Source organism: Glutamicibacter uratoxydans (genome assembly GCF_006539925.1).
Classification (GTDB): Bacteria; Actinomycetota; Actinomycetes; order Actinomycetales; family Micrococcaceae; genus Glutamicibacter; species Glutamicibacter uratoxydans.
In genome coordinates, this window is sequence record NZ_BJNY01000015.1 from 38,459 (window position 1) to 56,613 (window position 18,155).

12 protein-coding genes are annotated in these 18,155 nt (G+C 60.2%); 2 read left to right on the forward strand and 10 right to left on the reverse strand.

Annotated elements, in window-relative coordinates; all coding sequences use genetic code 11:
• Positions 1–10 precede the first annotated feature (10 nt).
• From AUR04nite_RS13035 to dinB, 7 genes are all read right to left on the reverse strand, one after another.
• Positions 11–1,603: a UDP-N-acetylmuramoyl-L-alanyl-D-glutamate--2,6-diaminopimelate ligase gene (locus AUR04nite_RS13035; protein WP_141365742.1), complete on the reverse strand. Its 1,593-nt coding sequence runs from the start codon at positions 1,601–1,603 to the stop codon at positions 11–13.
• Positions 1,597–3,414 carry a peptidoglycan D,D-transpeptidase FtsI family protein gene (locus AUR04nite_RS13040; protein ID WP_246055525.1) on the reverse strand — a complete coding sequence of 606 codons (1,818 nt, stop codon included), beginning with the start codon at positions 3,412–3,414 and terminating at the stop codon, positions 1,597–1,599. Before AUR04nite_RS13040 ends, AUR04nite_RS13035 begins: the two co-directional genes overlap by 7 nt.
• A gap of 75 nt (positions 3,415–3,489) precedes the next feature.
• Positions 3,490–4,251 (reverse strand): hypothetical protein, encoded by a 762-nt coding sequence (locus tag AUR04nite_RS13045; RefSeq protein ID WP_141365744.1) that lies wholly within the window; start codon positions 4,249–4,251, stop codon positions 3,490–3,492.
• Position 4,252: 1 nt separating this feature from the next.
• A complete protein-coding gene (rsmH, locus tag AUR04nite_RS13050; protein WP_141365746.1) occupies positions 4,253–5,245 on the reverse strand; it encodes a 16S rRNA (cytosine(1402)-N(4))-methyltransferase RsmH in 993 nt (330 codons plus the stop codon).
• 171 nt (positions 5,246–5,416) lie between these two features.
• A complete protein-coding gene (gene mraZ / locus AUR04nite_RS13055) occupies positions 5,417–5,830 on the reverse strand; it encodes a division/cell wall cluster transcriptional repressor MraZ (protein ID WP_141365748.1) in 414 nt (137 codons plus the stop codon).
• Positions 5,831–6,308: 478 nt separating this feature from the next.
• A complete protein-coding gene (locus AUR04nite_RS13060) occupies positions 6,309–6,692 on the reverse strand; it encodes a DUF3040 domain-containing protein (protein WP_141365750.1) in 384 nt (127 codons plus the stop codon).
• 179 nt (positions 6,693–6,871) lie between these two features.
• Positions 6,872–8,050, reverse strand: a complete 1,179-nt coding sequence (gene dinB / locus AUR04nite_RS13065) for a DNA polymerase IV (RefSeq protein ID WP_141365752.1) — start codon at positions 8,048–8,050, stop codon at positions 6,872–6,874.
• Between the two features lie 160 nt (positions 8,051–8,210).
• On the opposite strand from dinB, the gene AUR04nite_RS13070 reads away from it, so the two are divergent.
• Positions 8,211–9,317, forward strand: a complete 1,107-nt coding sequence (locus AUR04nite_RS13070; RefSeq protein WP_141365754.1) for a polyprenyl synthetase family protein — start codon at positions 8,211–8,213, stop codon at positions 9,315–9,317.
• Positions 9,318–9,406: 89 nt separating this feature from the next.
• Here the strand turns inward: AUR04nite_RS13070 and AUR04nite_RS13075 are convergent, their stop codons facing one another.
• Complete coding sequence (locus AUR04nite_RS13075; RefSeq protein WP_141365756.1) at positions 9,407–9,760, reverse strand: Rv2175c family DNA-binding protein; 354 nt, start codon at positions 9,758–9,760, stop codon at positions 9,407–9,409.
• Between the two features lie 205 nt (positions 9,761–9,965).
• Here AUR04nite_RS13075 and AUR04nite_RS13080 point away from each other — a divergent pair, with 205 nt between their 5' ends.
• Entirely contained in the window at positions 9,966–11,696 is a 1,731-nt protein-coding gene (locus AUR04nite_RS13080) for a lytic transglycosylase domain-containing protein (protein ID WP_170184203.1), read from the forward strand.
• An 83-nt stretch (positions 11,697–11,779) separates the two neighbouring features.
• Here the strand turns inward: AUR04nite_RS13080 and AUR04nite_RS13085 are convergent, their stop codons facing one another.
• The gene (locus tag AUR04nite_RS13085; RefSeq protein WP_141365760.1) at positions 11,780–13,258 is read right to left on the reverse strand and encodes a sensor histidine kinase; all 1,479 of its coding nucleotides are present in this window, start codon (positions 13,256–13,258) and stop codon (positions 11,780–11,782) included.
• Between the two features lie 9 nt (positions 13,259–13,267).
• The gene (locus tag AUR04nite_RS13090) at positions 13,268–18,082 is read right to left on the reverse strand and encodes an NAD-glutamate dehydrogenase (protein ID WP_246055526.1); all 4,815 of its coding nucleotides are present in this window, start codon (positions 18,080–18,082) and stop codon (positions 13,268–13,270) included.
• Positions 18,083–18,155 lie beyond the last annotated feature (73 nt).

An 18,155-nucleotide genomic window follows, 5' to 3' on the forward strand; every position in this document is an offset into this window, starting at 1 on the left:
CTTGGACGTACTAGTGGATGGTCACAAAACCATGAAGATTCAGCGCATTTGCCAGCTCCACCCGGTCATCGAGTTCCACGTCGATTCCTGCGACATCTTGGCTGACTTCGTGTCCGCGGCCTGCAACGAGGATCGCGTCGTTTTCCGCCGCCAAACTCACAGCAAACTCTACGGCTTTGGCCCGTGGCGCGAGGTTGAAAAGCTGCACCTTCGGACGTTCTGAGTCGATCACCTGCTGGGCTCCGGCGGCCACCTGGGCGCGGATCGGAGCAGGGTCTTCGCTGTGCGGGTCATCGTCGGTGACAATCACGATGTCTGCGTGGCGCGCCGCCACCGCGCCCATGTCCGGACGCTTGGTCTTGTCCCGGTCTCCGGTGGCGCCGAAGACGATGATGCGCCGGCCGTCTGAGCCCGGGCGCATTGAATCCAAGGCCTTGGCAATGGCGTCGGAGTTGTGAGCGAAGTCCACCACCGCTACCGGGGCGTGGCCGACGACCTGCATGCGGCCGGGCACCGCCACCGAGAGCGGGTCATTGGCGTCCAGTGCTGCCTGCAGCGCGTCCAGCTCGACGCCGCTGGCAAGGACCATCAACACCGCCAGCGCCGCATTGGCCACGTTGAACATGCCAGGCAGCGCAGTGCGTGCGCTGATGCTGCGCCCGTCGCGGTGCAGCAGGGTGAAGCTGTGGCCCAGGGCGAAGTGTTCCAGCTCGATGACCCGCCAGTCGGCCTTGTCATTGGCTTCGTCCAGGCTCAGTGATTCGGTGGGCACCAGCGCGCGCTGGGCCAGCTGCACCCCGTAGTCGTCGTCGACCAGCACCACTGCGCGCTGGCTGTGGGCCGGGGTGAAAAGCTGCGCCTTGGTCTCGAAGTACTCCTGCATGCTGCCGTGCAGATCCAGATGGTCCTGGGTGAGGTTGGTGTAGCCTGCCACCGCAAAGCGCAGCGCGTCCACGCGCCCGTAGCTGAGCGAATGGCTGGAGACCTCCATGGCCACCGACTGCACCTGCTGTTCGGCCATGCGGGCCAGCACACCGTGCAGCTGGGTGGACTCGGGGGTGGTGAGCACGCTGGGAATGATCTGCCCGCGGGCGGACATCTCAATGGTCCCCACCAGTCCGGTCTCCACGCCCAGGGCATCGAGGATGGATCGGATCATGAAGGTGGTGGTGGTCTTGCCGTTGGTGCCGGTCACGCCCAACAGCTGCGGGCTGCGCTCGGCGGTGCCGTAGACCCGCTGCGCAGCGGCCGCGGCGATCTTGCGAACATTGTCCACACTGGCCACCGGCAGTCCAAAGCCTTCGCCCAGGTGGCCGAGCCCGGCCTGGTCGGTAATCACTGCGGTGGCCCCGTTGGCCGCCGCGGTGGCGGCGAACTCGGCCCCGTGGCGCTTGGCGCCGGAGATGGCGAGGAATACGTCGCCGGGCTGGACTACCTGCGGGTTTAGGGCGACGCCCAGAATCCTGGGATTGTCCGTTGCTCCCGCCGCGGTCCGCTGACCGCCGATGGCTGCGCAGAGATCGTCGAAAAAGATGGTGGAGACGTCCTGTGGACGCAGATGCCGTTCCAGCTCGCGGGGCGTGCCGGGTTCCTGGACTACCAAGGTTTCTTCTGTTCCTTACCTATAAAGGCGTCGTACGCCTCAGATTCGGTCGTGCTCGGTGGCACATTGTATGTATGCAGGGTGTGGCTCATGACCTCGGTGAAGGTGTCGGCCACCGAGAACTGCTTCCAGTCGCCCTTCGGGCGGTACATCGTGGCGACCACTACGTACTGTGGATCATCCAGCGGTGCGACGCCGGCGAAGGAATAGGTGTAGCCGTCGTAGCCGCCGTTGGGTCCAGCCGCCTGGCCGGTACCGGTCTTACCGCCGACGCGGTAGCCCGGTATCTTCATTTTAGTACCGGTGCCGTGTTCGACGACGCCCTCCATGAGCTTGAGCATCTCGGCGGCGGTGGATTCCTTCACCACGCGCTCCTCTTTGGGATTCGCCGGGTCGGAAATCGAGCCGTCCTCATTCTTGTACCCCGAGATGAGGCTTGGCTGGATGCGCACGCCGCCATTGGCCAGGGTCTGGAAGATCGCCGCGGTATGCAGCGCCGACTGCGAATAGCCCTGTCCGAACTGGGTGGTGTACTGCTGGCGGCGGTCCCAGTTCTCCGGCGAGGCCAGCTGGCCGGCGGTGGCGCCGTTCAGGCCCACATCGATGGGCGAGCCCAGGCCGAAGGCGCGCATGTAGTCATAGCGGGTCTTGCTGCTGATCTTGTTGCCCACCATCACGGTGCCGGTGTTGTAGGAGCGGGCGAAGATGCCGGCGGCGGTCATGTCATAGGTGGCGTGTTCCAAGGAGTCGTGAATAGTTTCCTTGGTGAAGGTCTTGGCGTTGGGCACGGTGAACGCATCGGTGGGCTTGACCGCCCCGGCGTCGATGGCCGCCGCAAAAGTCGCGGCCTTGCCTGTGGAACCAGGCTCGAAAGCGCGGGTTACGGACACCGAACGGCGGAATTCAGGATCGGTGGCGCCGGGATTGTTCGGATCCAGCTCTGCGGAGTCGCCGATGGCCAGCAGCTTGCCGGTCTTGACCTCTTCCACAATGACGGTGACCCAGTCGGCGTTGAACTGCTTGCGCTTGGCTTCCGCGGCGCGCTGCGCCTCGTACTGGATGTCCGAGTCGAGGGTCAGCATGATGTCCTGCCCGTTCACAGCTGGAGTTTCATCCAGGTCGGTGGTCGGGATGCGCACGCCGTCGGCGCTGACTTCGTAGCTTCGCTTGCCCGGGGTGCCGGCCAGGTGCTTTTCCTGGCTCAGTTCCAGGCCTTCGGCGCCGACGACGCCGGTCTGATCTTCGGAGTTTCGGACGAAGCCCAGCAGCGGGCCTGCAATGACGCCCTGCGGGTACTGGCGCTCGCTGCGCAGCTGGGAGGACAGGCGCGGGATGCCGATTTCCATGGCCTCGTTGCGCACCTCGGGGGTGACGCTCTTGGCGATGACAACATAGCCCTTTGGCTTGGCGCCGTTCTGCGGGCGGATGGCTTTGGTCAGCTCATCGACGTCCTGGTCCAGCACCTCGGACAGTTCCTTGATCGCCTGTTCCCAGGAAATCTGTTCGCGCACATTGGAGCCGTCGCGCTTCTTGCGGCGGATCTGCTCCGTCTGCTTGCGCTGGTCCAAAACCAGGTCGTAACGGTCCACCGAAACCGCCAGCGTGGTCCCGTTCTTGTCGAGGATCGAGCCGCGGTTCGGCTGAATGACTTCGGTTCGGCTGCGGTTCTGCTGCGCGGTGTCGGCAACTGCGCTCATGTTAATCCCCTGCACCCAGAACAGGCGCAGAGCAATCACCACCAGCAGCGTGAGCGACAACAGCAGGACGAAGCGCATGCGCTTCTTCGCGGTATTGATAATCGACGAACTCACGCAGAACCTAACTTTCCGTCAACCTGAATTTCTAGCGGTGGTGAACCGTTCGTGACCAAGCTTAGAAAGACAAGCCTAGTTCGTTGGGGATTTCATGTTTGGCGCTGGAATCGTGCCCCCGTTGAGTTCCGCATTGGTGAATTCTGGGCGTCCGTCCTCGTTCACCTTGCGATCCACAGTGGCCGGCGCCTTTGCGGCATCGGAATCCGTGGTCTTCGCCTCTGCCTTTTTGCCCACTGACGTCTGCGGAGTCTGTGACTTGGCTTCCTGCTTTTCAGGCTTGGCCTTGGCCTTGGCGCCGTTGATCGGCTCGCCCGGCAGCGGAAGCGTCTCATACTTCTGCTTGGCTTCTTCGCCCTTGACCGCGTCCTCTGCCTGCTGGGTGATCTTCCCCTCAGTGAGGTCGATCATGCCCGGTGCGCTCGGTGCAACCAGTCCAAGATCCTTGGCCTTCTTGGCCAGCGCCTGGGGCGCGGAGAGCGACTGGGCTTCCTTGAGCAGTGCCTGGTTTTCCTGCGACAGCGCACGTTCTTGGTTGCGCAGCGAAACGATGTCGTACTGGCGCTGGGCTACCGAGGTATTCATCAGCACCAAGGTGACAATCAGGCCGACGAAGAGCATCACCATGACCACGGAGGTCACTACCACCGAACGCTTGTTGCCCTGGGTGATCCGCGGCACCAGGGAGAGGGTGACGCGATGCGGCGAGTCGACGACCGGCAGGTCGCTAGCTGGAACGGGCTCTGGGCGCACCGCACGGGCAACATTGCCGTCAACCATGGCTTGTGCGGTGACGGCGGCATTCTTCTGCACGCGGCGCTGGGCTCGTTGGCTCATGCTAGCTCCTCTTAAGAACTCGTTCCACGGCCCGAAGTCGGGCCGAGGCTGCACGGGAATTTTCTGCTATTTCAGCTTCGCTGGGCTTTTCGGTGCCCTTGGTCAGCACCCTGAATTCCGCTTTGTGCTCTTCGAGCTCTACTGGGAATCCTGGAGGGGCCGAGGATGTTGATCCTTGGACGAAGTGGCGTTTGGTGATCTTGTCTTCCAAGGAGTGATAGCTCATGACCACCACTCGGCCGCCGACGTTCAAGGACTGCATTGCCGCCGGAATCGCACGTTCCAACACGTCCAATTCTTCGTTGACTGCGATGCGCAAGGCCTGGAAGGTCCGCTTGGCGGGGTGTCCGTGGTTTCGGGCCGCCGCTGCCGGAACCACCGAACGGATCACATCCACCAGCTGCGCGGTGGTGGTTATTCGTTCTTTGGCACGGGCCTCGACGATCGCAGTTGAAATGCGTCCGGCGAACTTTTCCTCGCCCCATTGGCGAATGATCCGCAGCAGCTCGTCGCGTTCCAGGTCATTGACGAGATCCTCTGCTGTCGGTCCAACTGAGGTGTCCATGCGCATATCCAGCGGCGCGTCGTAGGAATAGGCGAAGCCGCGTTCACGCTCGTCAAGCTGCAGGGATGAGACACCTAGGTCGAAGAGCACGCCGTCGACACCCGGATATCCGAGGTCTTTGACGACGTCGGCAATTTCGTCGTAGACGGCGTGGACCAAATCCATGCGGTCCTGGAATGGCGCCAGCCGCGCACCGGCCAGTGCGTGGGCCTGCTCGTCACGGTCTAGGCCGATCAAGTGAAGATTATCGAAGCGCTGGAGGACGGCCTCCGAGTGGCCGCCCATTCCCAGGGTGCAGTCGACGACAACAGCTTCGCGTCCTTCTGCATTGGCCCGCTCAACTCCTGGTGCAAGCAGATTGACGCAACGGTCCAGAAGTACTGGAACATGTCGTTCGGATGCTGGTCGCTGGGAATCCTGATTCGGCACTGCGCCCCCTTTTCGCGTTCAAATCTGTTGCTGAGATCAGATCCCCCTCCAACCCTTTGGCGGTGAACTGTTCTGGCTCCGGGGAAGTGAAGCCAGAACATTTCCCCCTCAAGGTGGCTGGAGATCTCATCCCAGCATCGGCTACGTGGTTGATGTCCGGCGGTCGAACAATCAATCCTCGTCAGTGTCGGAAAATGCTTCTTCCTGTTCCTGCAAGTACTGCTGCCAGGCTGCTGTATCCCAGATTTCGATACGGTTGCCCGCTCCGATAACTGTGACTTCACGATCCAGTCCCCCATAGGTTCGGAGAATCTGAGGAATCGTGACACGGCCTTGCTTATCTGGAACCTCGTCTGAAGCACCAGACAAGAACACACGCGCATAGTCTCTGGCTTTTCGAGAAGTTAAAGATGCTTGAGCCAATTGCTCGTGTTGCTTCTCGAATTCTCGTTGGCTGAAAACGTAGATGCAGCGCTCCTGTCCACGTGTGAGCACAAGTCCATAGGACAACTCGTCACGGTACTTAGCAGGCAGAATGAGGCGGCCCTTTTCATCCAAGCGTGGTGTGTAAGTTCCAAGGAACATGCACACCGCCTTTCACGAAATGTGGTCGGAATCCCCAATTCCCTCTACTGCACTCCACTTTACTCCACAACCCTCCACTGTCAACGCGCCAACTGGGGTATCCCGAATGTTTAGAGATAAAAATGAGCGTATTTTCCAAGGTTTCTGGACGTTTTCGCAGTGGAGGGATCGGGAACTCCCTCGACTGCCACAAGCCCAGCAACATGCCTAGAACGGAAGTTCTTTCCCGTATTTCCGCGGATGACTGAACGAGTGGACCAGAATGGAGGACGATGGGGAGGAAAGTGGAGCGCTTTGGATAGGCGCTTTCGGACCTGAACCCTTGGAGTATGCCGAGAATCGCAACTCGCATTTTTCCGTGTGTCGATTGCACGCTGCGCGAAGGGCACGTGAACCTTGTCTGCTGCGCCGGCCGATAGCGGGCATAAAAAAATGAGGTGCAACCGATGTGGTTGCACCTCGCTTGAAACTAGTTGTCTCAGCCGTCAGACTGGTCTCGCTTACGCTGGTTCCATTTCTCTTCAAGCCCGGACATAAATTGGGAGTTGCTGCCCGATGCAGCCTTTGCGCCATGGACCCGCGCCTGGCCAACCTTCCCCGTTGCCGATTTCTTTAGCGCCAACATGACTCCACCGAACATCACTGCAAAGCCAATGACTCCTACGACGATGAGTTGCTGGGAAATACCGAACAATAGGCCAGCGAGCCCAAGGATCACTAAAAGGATGCCTAGAGCAATGTTTCGGGTTGAAAGCCGCCCCGTGCTAGCTGGGGCTTTCATGTTGGAGGCAAAGCGACGGTCTTCATGCAGCTGCTTTTCCAACTGCTCCAACAGACGCTGCTCGTGTTCCGATAGCGGCATCGCCTTCTCCTTCCAATGACTTTCTAGACGGTCATTCACCATCCCCCAGTTCAACGCATGACCTCGGAATTAAGTTCCCAGACCGGTGCTTGAACCTACTTCAAGGATAGTCTCTTTTGACTCTACCCTGCCAGTTGATCTTCCACACTGTTAACTAATACATAGGTACCGATAGGCGGCTATTTATCCTTCGTGTCCAAAAAACGCGCCGGGCCAAGTGAAGACTGCGGAAATTTCTGGATAATGAGATCCACGACCCGCTCGGCATCCCTCGTCTTTTCCTCCATCGGGTCCAAGCTCAGCTGGATTCCACTTTGGGGACTCTCCAACCGCTCAGCTTTAACCCCCAGCAAACGAATTGGCTGTTTGAGCGGGAAGAGATGCCTGAGCAACAGATTGGCTTCTTTTCCAATGGCTGAAGAAGAATCAGTGGCCGCCGCGAGTGTCCTGCTCCGATTAACCGTGCTGAAGTCCTGGTATTTGACTTTGATCCCAATGGACCGCGTGCTCTTGTCTTGGGCACGCAGCCGCTGGCCCAAGCGGTGGCCGAGCTTAAGTAGTTCGTGCTCGAGAATGTCCGGGGACCAGATGTCTTCAGAGAAAGTGTGTTCCGCAGAAATGCTTTTTTCTTCACGTATGGGTTGAACTGGGCGGTCGTCGATCCCCTGCGCCAGCAGATAGAGCCCCCGGCCATGCTCTCCGAAGTGCTGGGCTAGCCGCTTCTCACCCATCTGCGCGAGTTGTGCCACGGTATCTATTCCCAGTGAATGCAACGACTGCGCCGTACGCTTTCCCACACCCCACATCTTCGAGACGGGCAGCTGATGGAGAAACTCAACGGTACGCTCTGGCGGTACGACAGTTAAACCGTTCGGCTTCGCGTAGCTAGAAGCTAACTTCGCAACGAATTTGTTCTTGGCGATGCCTACGCTCGACGGCAGACCGAACCTGCTGGCGATTTCTTCTCGAATGCTTTTGGCAATGGCGACCGGCCCACCGAGCATTCGCATGCTGCCGGTGACATCGAGGAAAGCTTCGTCGACGCTGACCTGCTCCACCAACGGGGTAATCGATTGCAGATAGCCAATGATCTGTCGAGAAAACTGATAATACTGCTCGTGCCGCGGCTCGATAATCACAGCTTCCGGCATCAGCGCCATCGCCTGATTCATCGGCATGGCAGAGTGCACACCGCGAGCGCGGCAATCATAAGAGGCGGAGAGAACAACGCTTCTACCACCAGGGTATCCGACGATGACCGGTTGACCGATCAATTCCGGATGACTCAAGAGCTCTACGGAAACAAAAAACGCGTCCATATCGACATGGAGAATCGCTCGTTGTTCGTGCTCGGCCATACAAACAAGTCTAACTGCGCACCATAAATATTCGAAAGTGCATTCGAAAATCAATCGCGGCCTATCTCACCCGGGCCGGGTTTGCGTACCGTCGCCGCGGCACATTCCCGGTACAGTTGATAATAGACACCTAGTTCGAACCGCGTAGAAATGAATTTGCATGTCGATGCCTGAAAATACCTCGTCCCTCGAGTCAGAAGTCCAGGGACTGAGTCGGGTTTTTACGGATGCTGTCGCGCGCAAGCTAGAAGACTTCCTCGAAGCAAAGAATCAGGAAGTTTCTTCGATCACGACCAGCGCCACGGAAATCGTCAACGCCATTCGAGATTTGACGCGCGGCGGAAAACGCCTCCGGCCACTATTCGCCTACTGGGGTTTCCTGGGAGCTGGCGGCGATCCCTCATCGCCTGACGCGGTGCAGCTAGGCGCCGCCCTTGAGCTGTTCCAAGCAGCAGCCCTGATCCACGATGACATTATCGACAATTCCGATACCCGTCGTGGACGTCCGAGCGTGCATAAGCATTTCGAGGCGCAGCACCAGTCTTTGGGCCTTTCCGGCAGTGCCGAGCACTACGGCATGGCAAGTGCGATACTCACCGGCGATTTATGCCTCTCTTTAAGTGAGGAGCTCTTCGCCTCGATACCAAGCGTCAACGCGCCAACCCGCGAAATCTTCAACCGCATGCGCACACAAGTGATGGCAGGCCAGTACCTCGACGTCCTCGAAGAATCTGCGGGTCCCGCCTATGATCCTGCAGAAGCAGTCAAACGAGCCCGGACGATCGTCAGGTTCAAGTCGGCTAAATATTCCACCGAAAACCCTTTCCTGCTGGGAGGAGCGCTGGCACAAGCAAGCGCCCCACTGCTGGAAAGCTACAGCGCTTTCGCTCTGCCCCTGGGAGAAGCATTCCAGCTGCGCGATGATGTCTTGGGAGTATTCGGAGATCCTGCAATCACGGGCAAGCCCGCCGGTGATGATCTGCGAGAAGGAAAGCGCACCGAACTAATCGCCCACGCCTTGTCCTTAACGACAGCCGCCAATCAAGACTTCATCCAAACACGCCTAGGAGCCACCGACCTGAGCGATGCCGAAGTACAGAAGCTCAGCGAGATCTTGCGCGACAGCGGTGCACTGGAAGCGACCGAGCAGAGCATTAGCGAATTGACGGAGCAGTCACTGGAAGCACTCGGGAAGATTCCGGTCTCCTCACTGGCACTGGGCGGCATGAAATTCCTCAGCGACGCGGTGACCAAACGCAGCAAGTAGCCAGATGGCTAGGTCAAGAATTGATAAACAAAAAGTCTCGTTCATCCATTGGGGATGAGCGAGACTTTTTTGCTTTGCAGTGCGCTTGGCTACCAGGCCAAGGACTGGGCGCGGCGGCGAATTTCGGTCTTTCGCCCCGTGCGCAACGCATTCATCGGCGTACCAGGCAGCGACTCATCTTCGGTAAACAGCCAAGCGATGCTTTCCTCATCGGAGAAGCCAGAATCCTTCAGAACCGAAAGAGTACCCTTCAGGCTGTCAACGATCTGGTCATCTTGGAGAAAATCTGCAGGGATCGAACGCACTTTGCGATCGCCAATTCGCAGATCGATAATGGCTCGTTCATCCAGCAGCCGGTGCACTCGGCGGATATCAACGTCTAGGATCTCAGCAACAGTTGGCAAGTTGAGCCACTGGCCTACAAGGTTTTCGATGTCTTTCACCCTTTAAGGTTCCCACAAATCGTAAATAACCGCAGAAAATTGGCTAGATCGAGTCCCAGTTGTTCCCATGCGTCACTTAAGTAGTGTAAATTTTCATGTATCACTTTGATAACAATTGCAACACGATCCTCACTCAGCACAGTTGGGCTGGTAGTACGCGATCGTGATGGCAATCATCGCTACCGTACAACTGAGGAATGCCTACATGCCCCACGAAGCGAAATCCGCATCCAAGCACACGCTAGGCGTCGTTGCAGGCGCAGCGATCCCCGCCGCAGTGATTGGCAGCCTCGCGCTGGCTCCGGCGGCTCAAGCTGCTCCGGTCAGTCCTGTATCCACTCCAGGATCCGCTGCCAAGTCGATTACTCCCGAAAACATCAAGCTTGCTGAAGATCAGATCAAGGCTCATTTGATCGCTTCACGCGTTTCAACGCTTGGCCTCCCGGCCAAGGCAAGCGTGAAAGAAATCAAGATTCCAGCCGGAGCGACGCTGTCCGGCCTTGCCGCCGAATACAACACCACCGTCGGCAAGCTCAAGGATCTGAACCATCTGAAGAGCGATTTCATCGTTGCCGGCAAAACCTTGAAGGTACCCGGCCACGGCTCGTCCAGCAGCTCTTCCAAGTCCAACGGCTCGAACTCCTCCTCGAAGTCGCACACCGGCAGCTACACCGTCAAGGCTGGCGATACCCTCAGCGGCATCGCACACAAGCACAACATGAGCTTGTCCAGCCTCGTGGACCTGAACGACATCTCGGCCAATAAGACGATCTATCCAGGCAACAAGCTCAAGGTCAAGGGAGGGTCGAACTCCAACTCCGATTCAAACAGCTCCTCCAAGAGCTCGTCATCGTCGACCAAGTCCTCGGCAACCTACACGGTAAAGGCCGGAGACACCCTGAGCGGAATTGCCGCCAAGCACAACATGAGCCTGCAGGCGCTGCTGAGCAAGAACGGCATTTCGGCCAGCAAGATCATCCGCCCAGGCGACAAGATCAAGATCAACGGCAGTTCAAACTCCTCTTCGTCGAATTCAAAGAGCAGCGCTCCAAAGTCTTCGAAGTCCAGCGCAAGCTACACTGTCAAGTCCGGCGACACCCTGAGCGGCATCGCTGCCAAACACGATATGAAGCTTTCGCAGCTTCTTTCGCTGAATGGAATCTCCGCCAGCAAGAAGATCTTCCCGGGCGACAAGATCAAGGTATCTGGTTCGAATGGCTCATCGAATTCTTCCAGCAAGGCTCCCAGGAGCAGTGCGCCAAAGTCCTCCACCTATACGGTGAAGTCCGGCGACACGCTGAGCGGGATTGCCACCAGCCACAATATGAAGCTGGCGGCCCTGCTGGAGTTGAACCCATCAATCAGCACCCAAACGCCGCTGAAGATCGGTACCAAGCTCAAGGTCAACGGTTCATCGATTTCCTCTACGTCGGACAACTCAAAGCCGCGAAAGGTGCCTAACACCTTCTTGGGCCGCACCTACGAAGACCACGTGGTCAATGACGCCAATGAGAACAAGAACTACCTGGATTCCATATCGGTGCCAAGCCGCTCCGAGATGCAGAGCATCATTACAGCCCAGGCCAACCGCATGGGCGTAGACCCAGCGCTGGCTCTGGCTCATGGCATGCAGGAATCCGGCTTCAACATGCGTGCGGTCTCACCGGCCAACGCCATTGGCGCCATGCAGGTCATCCCAAGCACCGGAGAGTGGATTTCCGGACGCGTCGGCAAGAAGCTGAACCTCATGGATCCACAGGACAATGCCTTGGCTGGCGTCGCAGTCATCCGCTACAACTTGGACAACACCGACAACCTGGACGAAGCCATCGCTGCGTACTACCAGGGCCTGGGCGGCGTGCGAAAGTACGGCATGTATGAAGACACCAAGAAGTATGTTGCCAGCGTGAAGTCGCTGATGCAGCAGTACCGCTAGAAACCAAAGAAGAAGGCGAGCCGGGATGATTCCCGGCTCGCCTTCTTCTTTGGTTTGGATGACGTTTGGCCTGCGGCAGCAGCCTACCGGTCCAAGGTCAGCGGCATGTCAATGACAACGCGTGTTCCCGTCGGCTCGCCGTCAAGCCATTGGATCTCACCGGAGAGTTCGCTGTTGACCAGCGTACGCACGATCTGCAGCCCGAGGCCTTCACGCCGATCCCCCTGCGGCAGGCCGTGTCCGTCATCCTCAATGGTCACCCGCAGCCATTCTCTGGTGTCGGCTCCGCGATAGCGTTCGGCGATGAGGGCAACGTTGCCATCCCTGTGGGCCAAGCCGTGTTCCACGGCGTTCGTGACTAGCTCGTTGATGACCAGGGACAACGGGGTTGCCAGGTCCGCGTCAAGCATCCCGAATTTGCCTTCGCGCCGAGTTGAAACCTTCTGGCCCGGAGAAGCGATCTCCACGATAAGGCGGAACTGGCGATCCATGAGCTCGTCGAACTTGACCGTTTCGTTCAGGCCCTTGGAGAGGAAGTCGTGCACCGATGCGATGGTCGACACTCGGCGCATTGCCTGTTCGAGACCCTGCTTTCCTTCATCGGAATTCATACGCCGAGATTGCATCCGCAGGAGCGCAGCTACGGTTTGCAGGTTGTTCTTCACCCGATGGTGGATCTCGCGGATGGTGGCGTCCTTGGTGACGAGTTCCTTCTCGCGGCGGCGAAGTTCTGAAACATCGCGGCACAGGACCAGCGCGCCCCAGCGCCGGGACTGGTCGCGCAGCGGGATGGCGCGCAGCGAGAGCGTCACGCCGCGGTGCTCTACTTCAGTGCGCCACGGCATCTTTCCCTGCAGCACCAGCGGCAGGGTTTCATCGACGACGCGGCGGTCGCGCACCAGCGCCATGGTCAGATCCGCGAGGCGCTGGCCCTGCAGTACGTCTGCGGCGCCGAGCCGACGGAAGGCGGAGACGGCATTGGGGCTGGCGAATTCTACGGCGCCGCCTGCTTCAAGCCGGATGAATCCATCGCCGACGCGGGGTGCTCCCCGCCTAGACCCTGTGGGGCTGGCAAAATCGGGCCACAGCCCTCGGGTGGACATCATCAGCAAGTCTTCGGCGCTTTGGCGGTAGACCAGTTCAAGATTTGATGGGGTTCGCGATTGATTGCGGTCGAAATGAGAGGTGATCGCCGCGATGGTGCGGTTCTGGCGTACCAACGGTATCGCCTGAACACTTGTCAGCCCGGGAATGATCTCGGTGCCGGCCTGGTCAGCAGAACGCTGGATCTGCCGGGTCTTCCAGGCTTCATCCACCATGATGCGCAGATCCTTGCGGATCCGCTCGCCGACGAAGTCGGTATGGAAGGTCGTGTGCGAGGTGGAAGGGCGCACATGAGCCAACGCGGTATAGGAACCGTCGCCGGTGGGGAACCAGAGCACCAGGTCAGCGAACGCGAGGTCAGCTACCAGTTGCCAGTCCCCCACCAGCAGGTGGAGCCAGTCCTCATCACCGGGGCCGAGGTCGGCTTTTAGACGTAGATCTTCGGTGATGAGGGCCATAAGGGGTGATTACCTCCGGACGATGGAACGCAGCAGGCGAAGGGCGACGGACAGCGATGCCATGTCATCGCGTTCCAGGCTGTTCACTTCAGCGAACATTGCCTTCGCACGATCAAGATTAGCCGCGTTTGCTTCCTCCCACGCTGCAACACGCTCGTCAGCGGTGGCGAACTCGCCCTCGACGTCCAGCACGTTCGCGGTCATGTCGATGATCGTGGTGTACAGATCATCGCGCATGGCCGCGCGGGCCAGAGCCTGCCAACGATCCGAACGAGGAAGGTTGGTGATGCGGTTGAGCAGGTTGTCCACCTGGAACATGTCGTAGAGCACAAAGTAGGTTTCCGAAACCTTGGCCACGTCGTCCTGGCGGCGCTGCACCAAGTCTGCCACGTCCAGCAGCGCGTAGGACTCGAACTGCGAGGCCCACATGCTGGCGCGGCGTTCCCCGATGCCCTTCTCCATGGCATCTGCATGCCACTGCTGGAAGCGTTCCTGGTCGTTACCGCGCAGCAGGCTTGGAAGTTCTTCGCGCAGCTGCGTGACAATTGCCTCGTAGCGCTCGACAGCCTGGCTGACCAGCAGCTCCTGGTCGACGCGGTTGATGAACCAGCGGGTGGCGCGGTCGAGCAGGCGGCGCATGTCGTGGTGCTGGCGTCCCCAGTACTCGACATCCGTGCCGGCAGGCTGGGCGTTGATGGCCTCGAACTGCGCATCGAAGCGGTAGACCTCGCGCAGCGCGCAGAAGACCTTGGCGATCTGCAGTTCGCTGGCACCGGTTTCTTCCATGGCGCGGAAGACATAGGTGATGCCGCCGATGTTCACTACATCATTGGCGATCACCGTGGCGATGATCTCCTTGCGCAGCGGATGCGACTGCAGCTGGGTGCCGAAGCGCTCCACCAGGCGTGGCGGGAAGTAGCGGTGCATGGTCTTGGCGAAGTACGGGTCTTCTGCCAAGTCTGATTCGGTCAGCGCGTGGGCCAGCTGGATCTTGGCGTAGGCGGCCAGCACCGACAGCTCTGGAGCAGTCATGGCCTCGCCGGCGGCACGGCGCTCGTCCAGCTGCTCTGCGGTTGGCAGGAACTCCAGCGCGCGGTTCAGGTCTGCGTGCTCCTCCAGCCACTGCATCAGGCGCTCGTAGGCAGGAGCCCAGGTCAGCGCCGCATGCTTTTCGTTCAGCAGCAGCACGTTCTGGTTGAAGTTGGTCTGCAGCACCAGGTCGCCGACGGTGTCGGTCATCGCCAGCAGGAAGTCCTTGCGCTCCGCTGGGTCGATGTTTCCGGCCTTGATCTGGCGGTCGACGAAGATCTTGATGTTCACTTCGCGGTCCGAGGTATCCACACCTGCGGAGTTGTCGATCGCGTCGGTGTTCAACAGGACGCCCTTGCGGGCTGCCTCAATGCGGCCCAGCTGGGTCATGCCCAGGTTGCCGCCTTCGCCCACGACCTTCACGCGCAAATCTGCGCCGTCGACGCGGATGGCGTCATTGGCGCGGTCGCCGACCTGGCCGTTGGTCTCCGCCGAAGACTTCACGTAGGTGCCGATGCCGCCGTTGTAGAGCAGGTCTACCGGAGCGGACAGGATGGCCTTGAGCAGCTCGTTCGGGGACATTGCGGTCACCGAAGCGTCCAGGCCCAGGACCTCGCGGACCTCGGGGCTGACCGGAACCGACTTCAGGCTGCGCGAGTAGACGCCGCCGCCGGCGGAGATCAGCTCTGGGTTGTAGTCTGCCCAGCTGGAACGCGGGGTGAAGTACAAGCGCTCGCGCTCGTCGAAGGCCACCGCCGGGTTCGGGTTCGGATCCAGGAAGATGTCGCGGTGGTCGAATGCGGCGACCAGCTTGACGGTCTTGGTGCGGCGCAGGCCGTTGCCGAAGACGTCGCCGGACATGTCGCCCACGCCCACTGCGGTGAACTCTTCGCTCTGGGTGTCGATGCCCAGCTCGAAGAAGTGGCGCTTGACCGATTCCCAAGCGCCACGGGCGGTGATGCCCATGCCCTTGTGGTCGTAGCCCACCGAGCCGCCCGAAGCGAAGGCGTCGCCCAGCCAGTGGCCCTTCTCCTCGGAAATCGAGTTGGCGATGTCGGAGAAGCTTGCGGTGCCCTTGTCGGCGGCGACCACCAAGTAGGTGTCGTCGCCGTCGCGGCGCACAACGTTCTTCGGGGACTCGACGTGCTCGCCGTTCTCGTCGGCGACCAGGTTGTCGGTCAGCTCCAGCAGGGTGCGGATGAAGATGCGGTAGGCCGCCTTGCCTTCTTCCATCCATGCGCCGCGGTCCACTGCAGGGTTTGGCAGCTGCTTGGCGTAGAAGCCGCCCTTCGCGCCGGTAGGCACGATGACCGAGTTCTTCACCATCTGGGCCTTGACCAGGCCTAGGACCTCAGTGCGGAAATCTTCACGACGGTCCGACCAGCGCAGGCCGCCGCGGGCCACTGCGCCGAAGCGGAAGTGGGTGCCTTCGATGCGAGGCGAGTAGACCCACAGTTCGTGCTTCGGGCGAGGGAATGGAGCGAAGTCGATTTCCTCCGGTGCCAGCTTGAATGCCAGCGCCTGGTGTCCCTGGGCATAGTAGTTGGTGCGCTTGGTGGCTTCGATGACCTTCACGATGCGGCGCAGCAGGGTGTCGGCGTCCAGGGTTGGAACTGCTTCCAGCGCCTGGGCGATCTGCTCGTGGGCAGCTGCACGGGAAGCTTCGGACTGCTCGGCGGACAGCTGAGGGTCGAAGGTGGCGTGGAACAGCGCAACGATGCCGTGGGTGACGTCTGCGTTGTTGACCAGTGCGTTGGCGATGAAGCCGGTGGAGTTTGGCACGCCAAGCTGCAGCAGGTAGTGCGCGTAGCCGCGCAGCATGGCGACTTCTTCCCAGTCCAGGCCTTCGCGCAGCACCAGTGCGTTGAGCTTGTCGGACTCGGCGGCGTTGCGGACCACTGCCGCGTAGGCGGCGGCGAGCTTGTCCTGCACTGCATCGAAGTCGATGCTCTCATCGACCTTCAGGCCCATGTCATAGATGAAGCGCTGGCCGATGCCCTCTGGGTTCAGCTCGTAGGGGCGCTCGTCCACAACTTCCAGTCCCAGGTCCTGCAGCACCGGAAGGATGCGCGAGAGCAGCAGCGGGCGGTCGACGTAGATCTTCATGCGCTTGGAAACCAGTGCATCTTCGTCGTCGGTGCGCGGGTTGTAGAAGGAGACGACAGGGCCGTGGGCGGCCGATTCCTCATCCAGTTCGGCCAGCAGCTCGATGTCGCTCAGTGCATCGTCGATCTCGAACTGGACCTTGTAGGAGGCTGGGAAGGCCTCGGCCCACATGCTGGTCAGCGAGTTGGCCTCGCCCAGTTCAAGGTTGGCGCGTGCGGTGTCCACGATGGCTTCGGACCAGGAGCGCACTGCGGTGGCAATGCGGTCTTCCAGGGCCTTGCGGTCCACCACCGGGGCCAGACCGTGGCGCTGCAGGCGCAGGCGGTAGAACAGGCGGACCAGCGAGCCGGAGCCCAGCTGTGCTTCGTACTCTACGGATTCTGCGTTGAAGGTGTTCTGCAGCTCCTGCTCGACGCGGTAGCGCACCGCGGTGGAGAAGCGGTCGCGCGGGATGTAGACCATCGCAGTCACGAAGCGGCCGTAGTCATCGGTGCGCAGGAAGACCGAGGTGCGGCGGCGTTCCTGCAGGCGCAGGATGCCCAGGGCTGCTTCGGTCAGGTCCTCGACGCTGATCTGGAACATTTCATCGCGCGGGTAGGTTTCAAGGATCGTGGTGATGTCCTTGCCCGAGTGCGAGTTGGGTGCGAAGCCGGTGGACTTGAGCACCGCAGCAGCCTTCTCGCGGGCCACTGGTACGGTGTCCACACTCGAGGTGTACATGCTGGAGGAGAATAGGCCGATGAAGCGGCGTTCACCGTTGACCTCGCCGTTAGCGTCGAAGCTCTTGACGCCCACGTAGTCCAAGTACACGCCGCGGTGCACGGTGGAGCGGGAGTTCGCCTTGGTAACGATCAGTGCGCGCTTGTCGCGGGCCGTGATGCGGCCGCGCTTGGTCAGATGCTGCGGGCCCTGGTTTTCCAGGTCGCGCATCAGGCCCAGTCCAGTGCCTTCGTTGGGCACCAAGACGTCTTCGCCGTTGACGGTCTGCAGGTCGTACTGGCGGTAGCCGAGGAAGGTGAACTTGTCGTCGGCCATCCATTCGAGCAGCTGCACTGCCTGGTCCAGCTCGGCGATCTCGCCGGCATTGGCGGTCTGCGGCAGGCTCTGGGCAATCTCGCGTGCCTGGTCGAGCATGGCGGCCCAGTCGGTGACTGCAACACGCACGTCGTTGAGCACCTTGTGCAGGGTGGAGATGATCTCTTCTGCCTGCGCATCGTTCAGCTCGCGGGCGAGTTCAACGGAGATCCAAGACTCGACCTTGGTCAGCGAATTGGTCGAAGTCAAGGTGCTCAGGTCGGCCAGCGCAGCGGTGTCTCCGCTGGCAACATGCTGGGTGCCGGTGAAGCTCAGTTGGGAGATCTCGCCGTTGGCGCGGTCGCGCGCGACCACGAACGTTGGGTGGACAACCAGCTGGATTGGGGCCTTGAGCTGGACCAGCGCGGCGGTCACGGAGTCAACCAAGAATGGCATGTCATCGGTGACGATGTTAACTACCGAAACACCGGCATGACCGGTGATGGCGACGTTTGCTGTATCTGCTTCGCGCTGATAACCAATTTCCAGATGGGCGGCGACACGCGATTGGAGTTCGTCTGGCCGATAAGCCGCAACGTCCTCCTTCGCGATCTGGCCGTAGTACTCGCTCACCAAGGATGGGGTGAGAGTCGCATCCATGAATGATTCAGACATGCTGGATTCCGACGAGTTCAAGTGAACGCCTCCAAGAACGATGTTCGATCGGCCCGCGCCGTTGCGGGCCTAT

Coding starts and splice junctions, on each gene's coding strand:
- AUR04nite_RS13045 (WP_141365744.1), bottom strand. CDS start 4,251: ATGAGCCAACGAGCCCAGCGCCGCGTGCAGAAGAATGCCGCCGTCACC.
- mraZ (WP_141365748.1), bottom strand. CDS start 5,830: ATGTTCCTTGGAACTTACACACCACGCTTGGATGAAAAGGGCCGCCTC.
- AUR04nite_RS13060 (WP_141365750.1), bottom strand. CDS start 6,692: ATGCCGCTATCGGAACACGAGCAGCGTCTGTTGGAGCAGTTGGAAAAG.
- dinB (WP_141365752.1), bottom strand. CDS start 8,050: ATGGCCGAGCACGAACAACGAGCGATTCTCCATGTCGATATGGACGCG.
- AUR04nite_RS13070 (WP_141365754.1), top strand. CDS start 8,211: ATGTCGATGCCTGAAAATACCTCGTCCCTCGAGTCAGAAGTCCAGGGA.
- AUR04nite_RS13080 (WP_170184203.1), top strand. CDS start 9,966: ATGCCCCACGAAGCGAAATCCGCATCCAAGCACACGCTAGGCGTCGTT.
- AUR04nite_RS13085 (WP_141365760.1), bottom strand. CDS start 13,258: ATGGCCCTCATCACCGAAGATCTACGTCTAAAAGCCGACCTCGGCCCC.
- AUR04nite_RS13090 (WP_246055526.1), bottom strand. CDS start 18,082: ATGTCTGAATCATTCATGGATGCGACTCTCACCCCATCCTTGGTGAGC.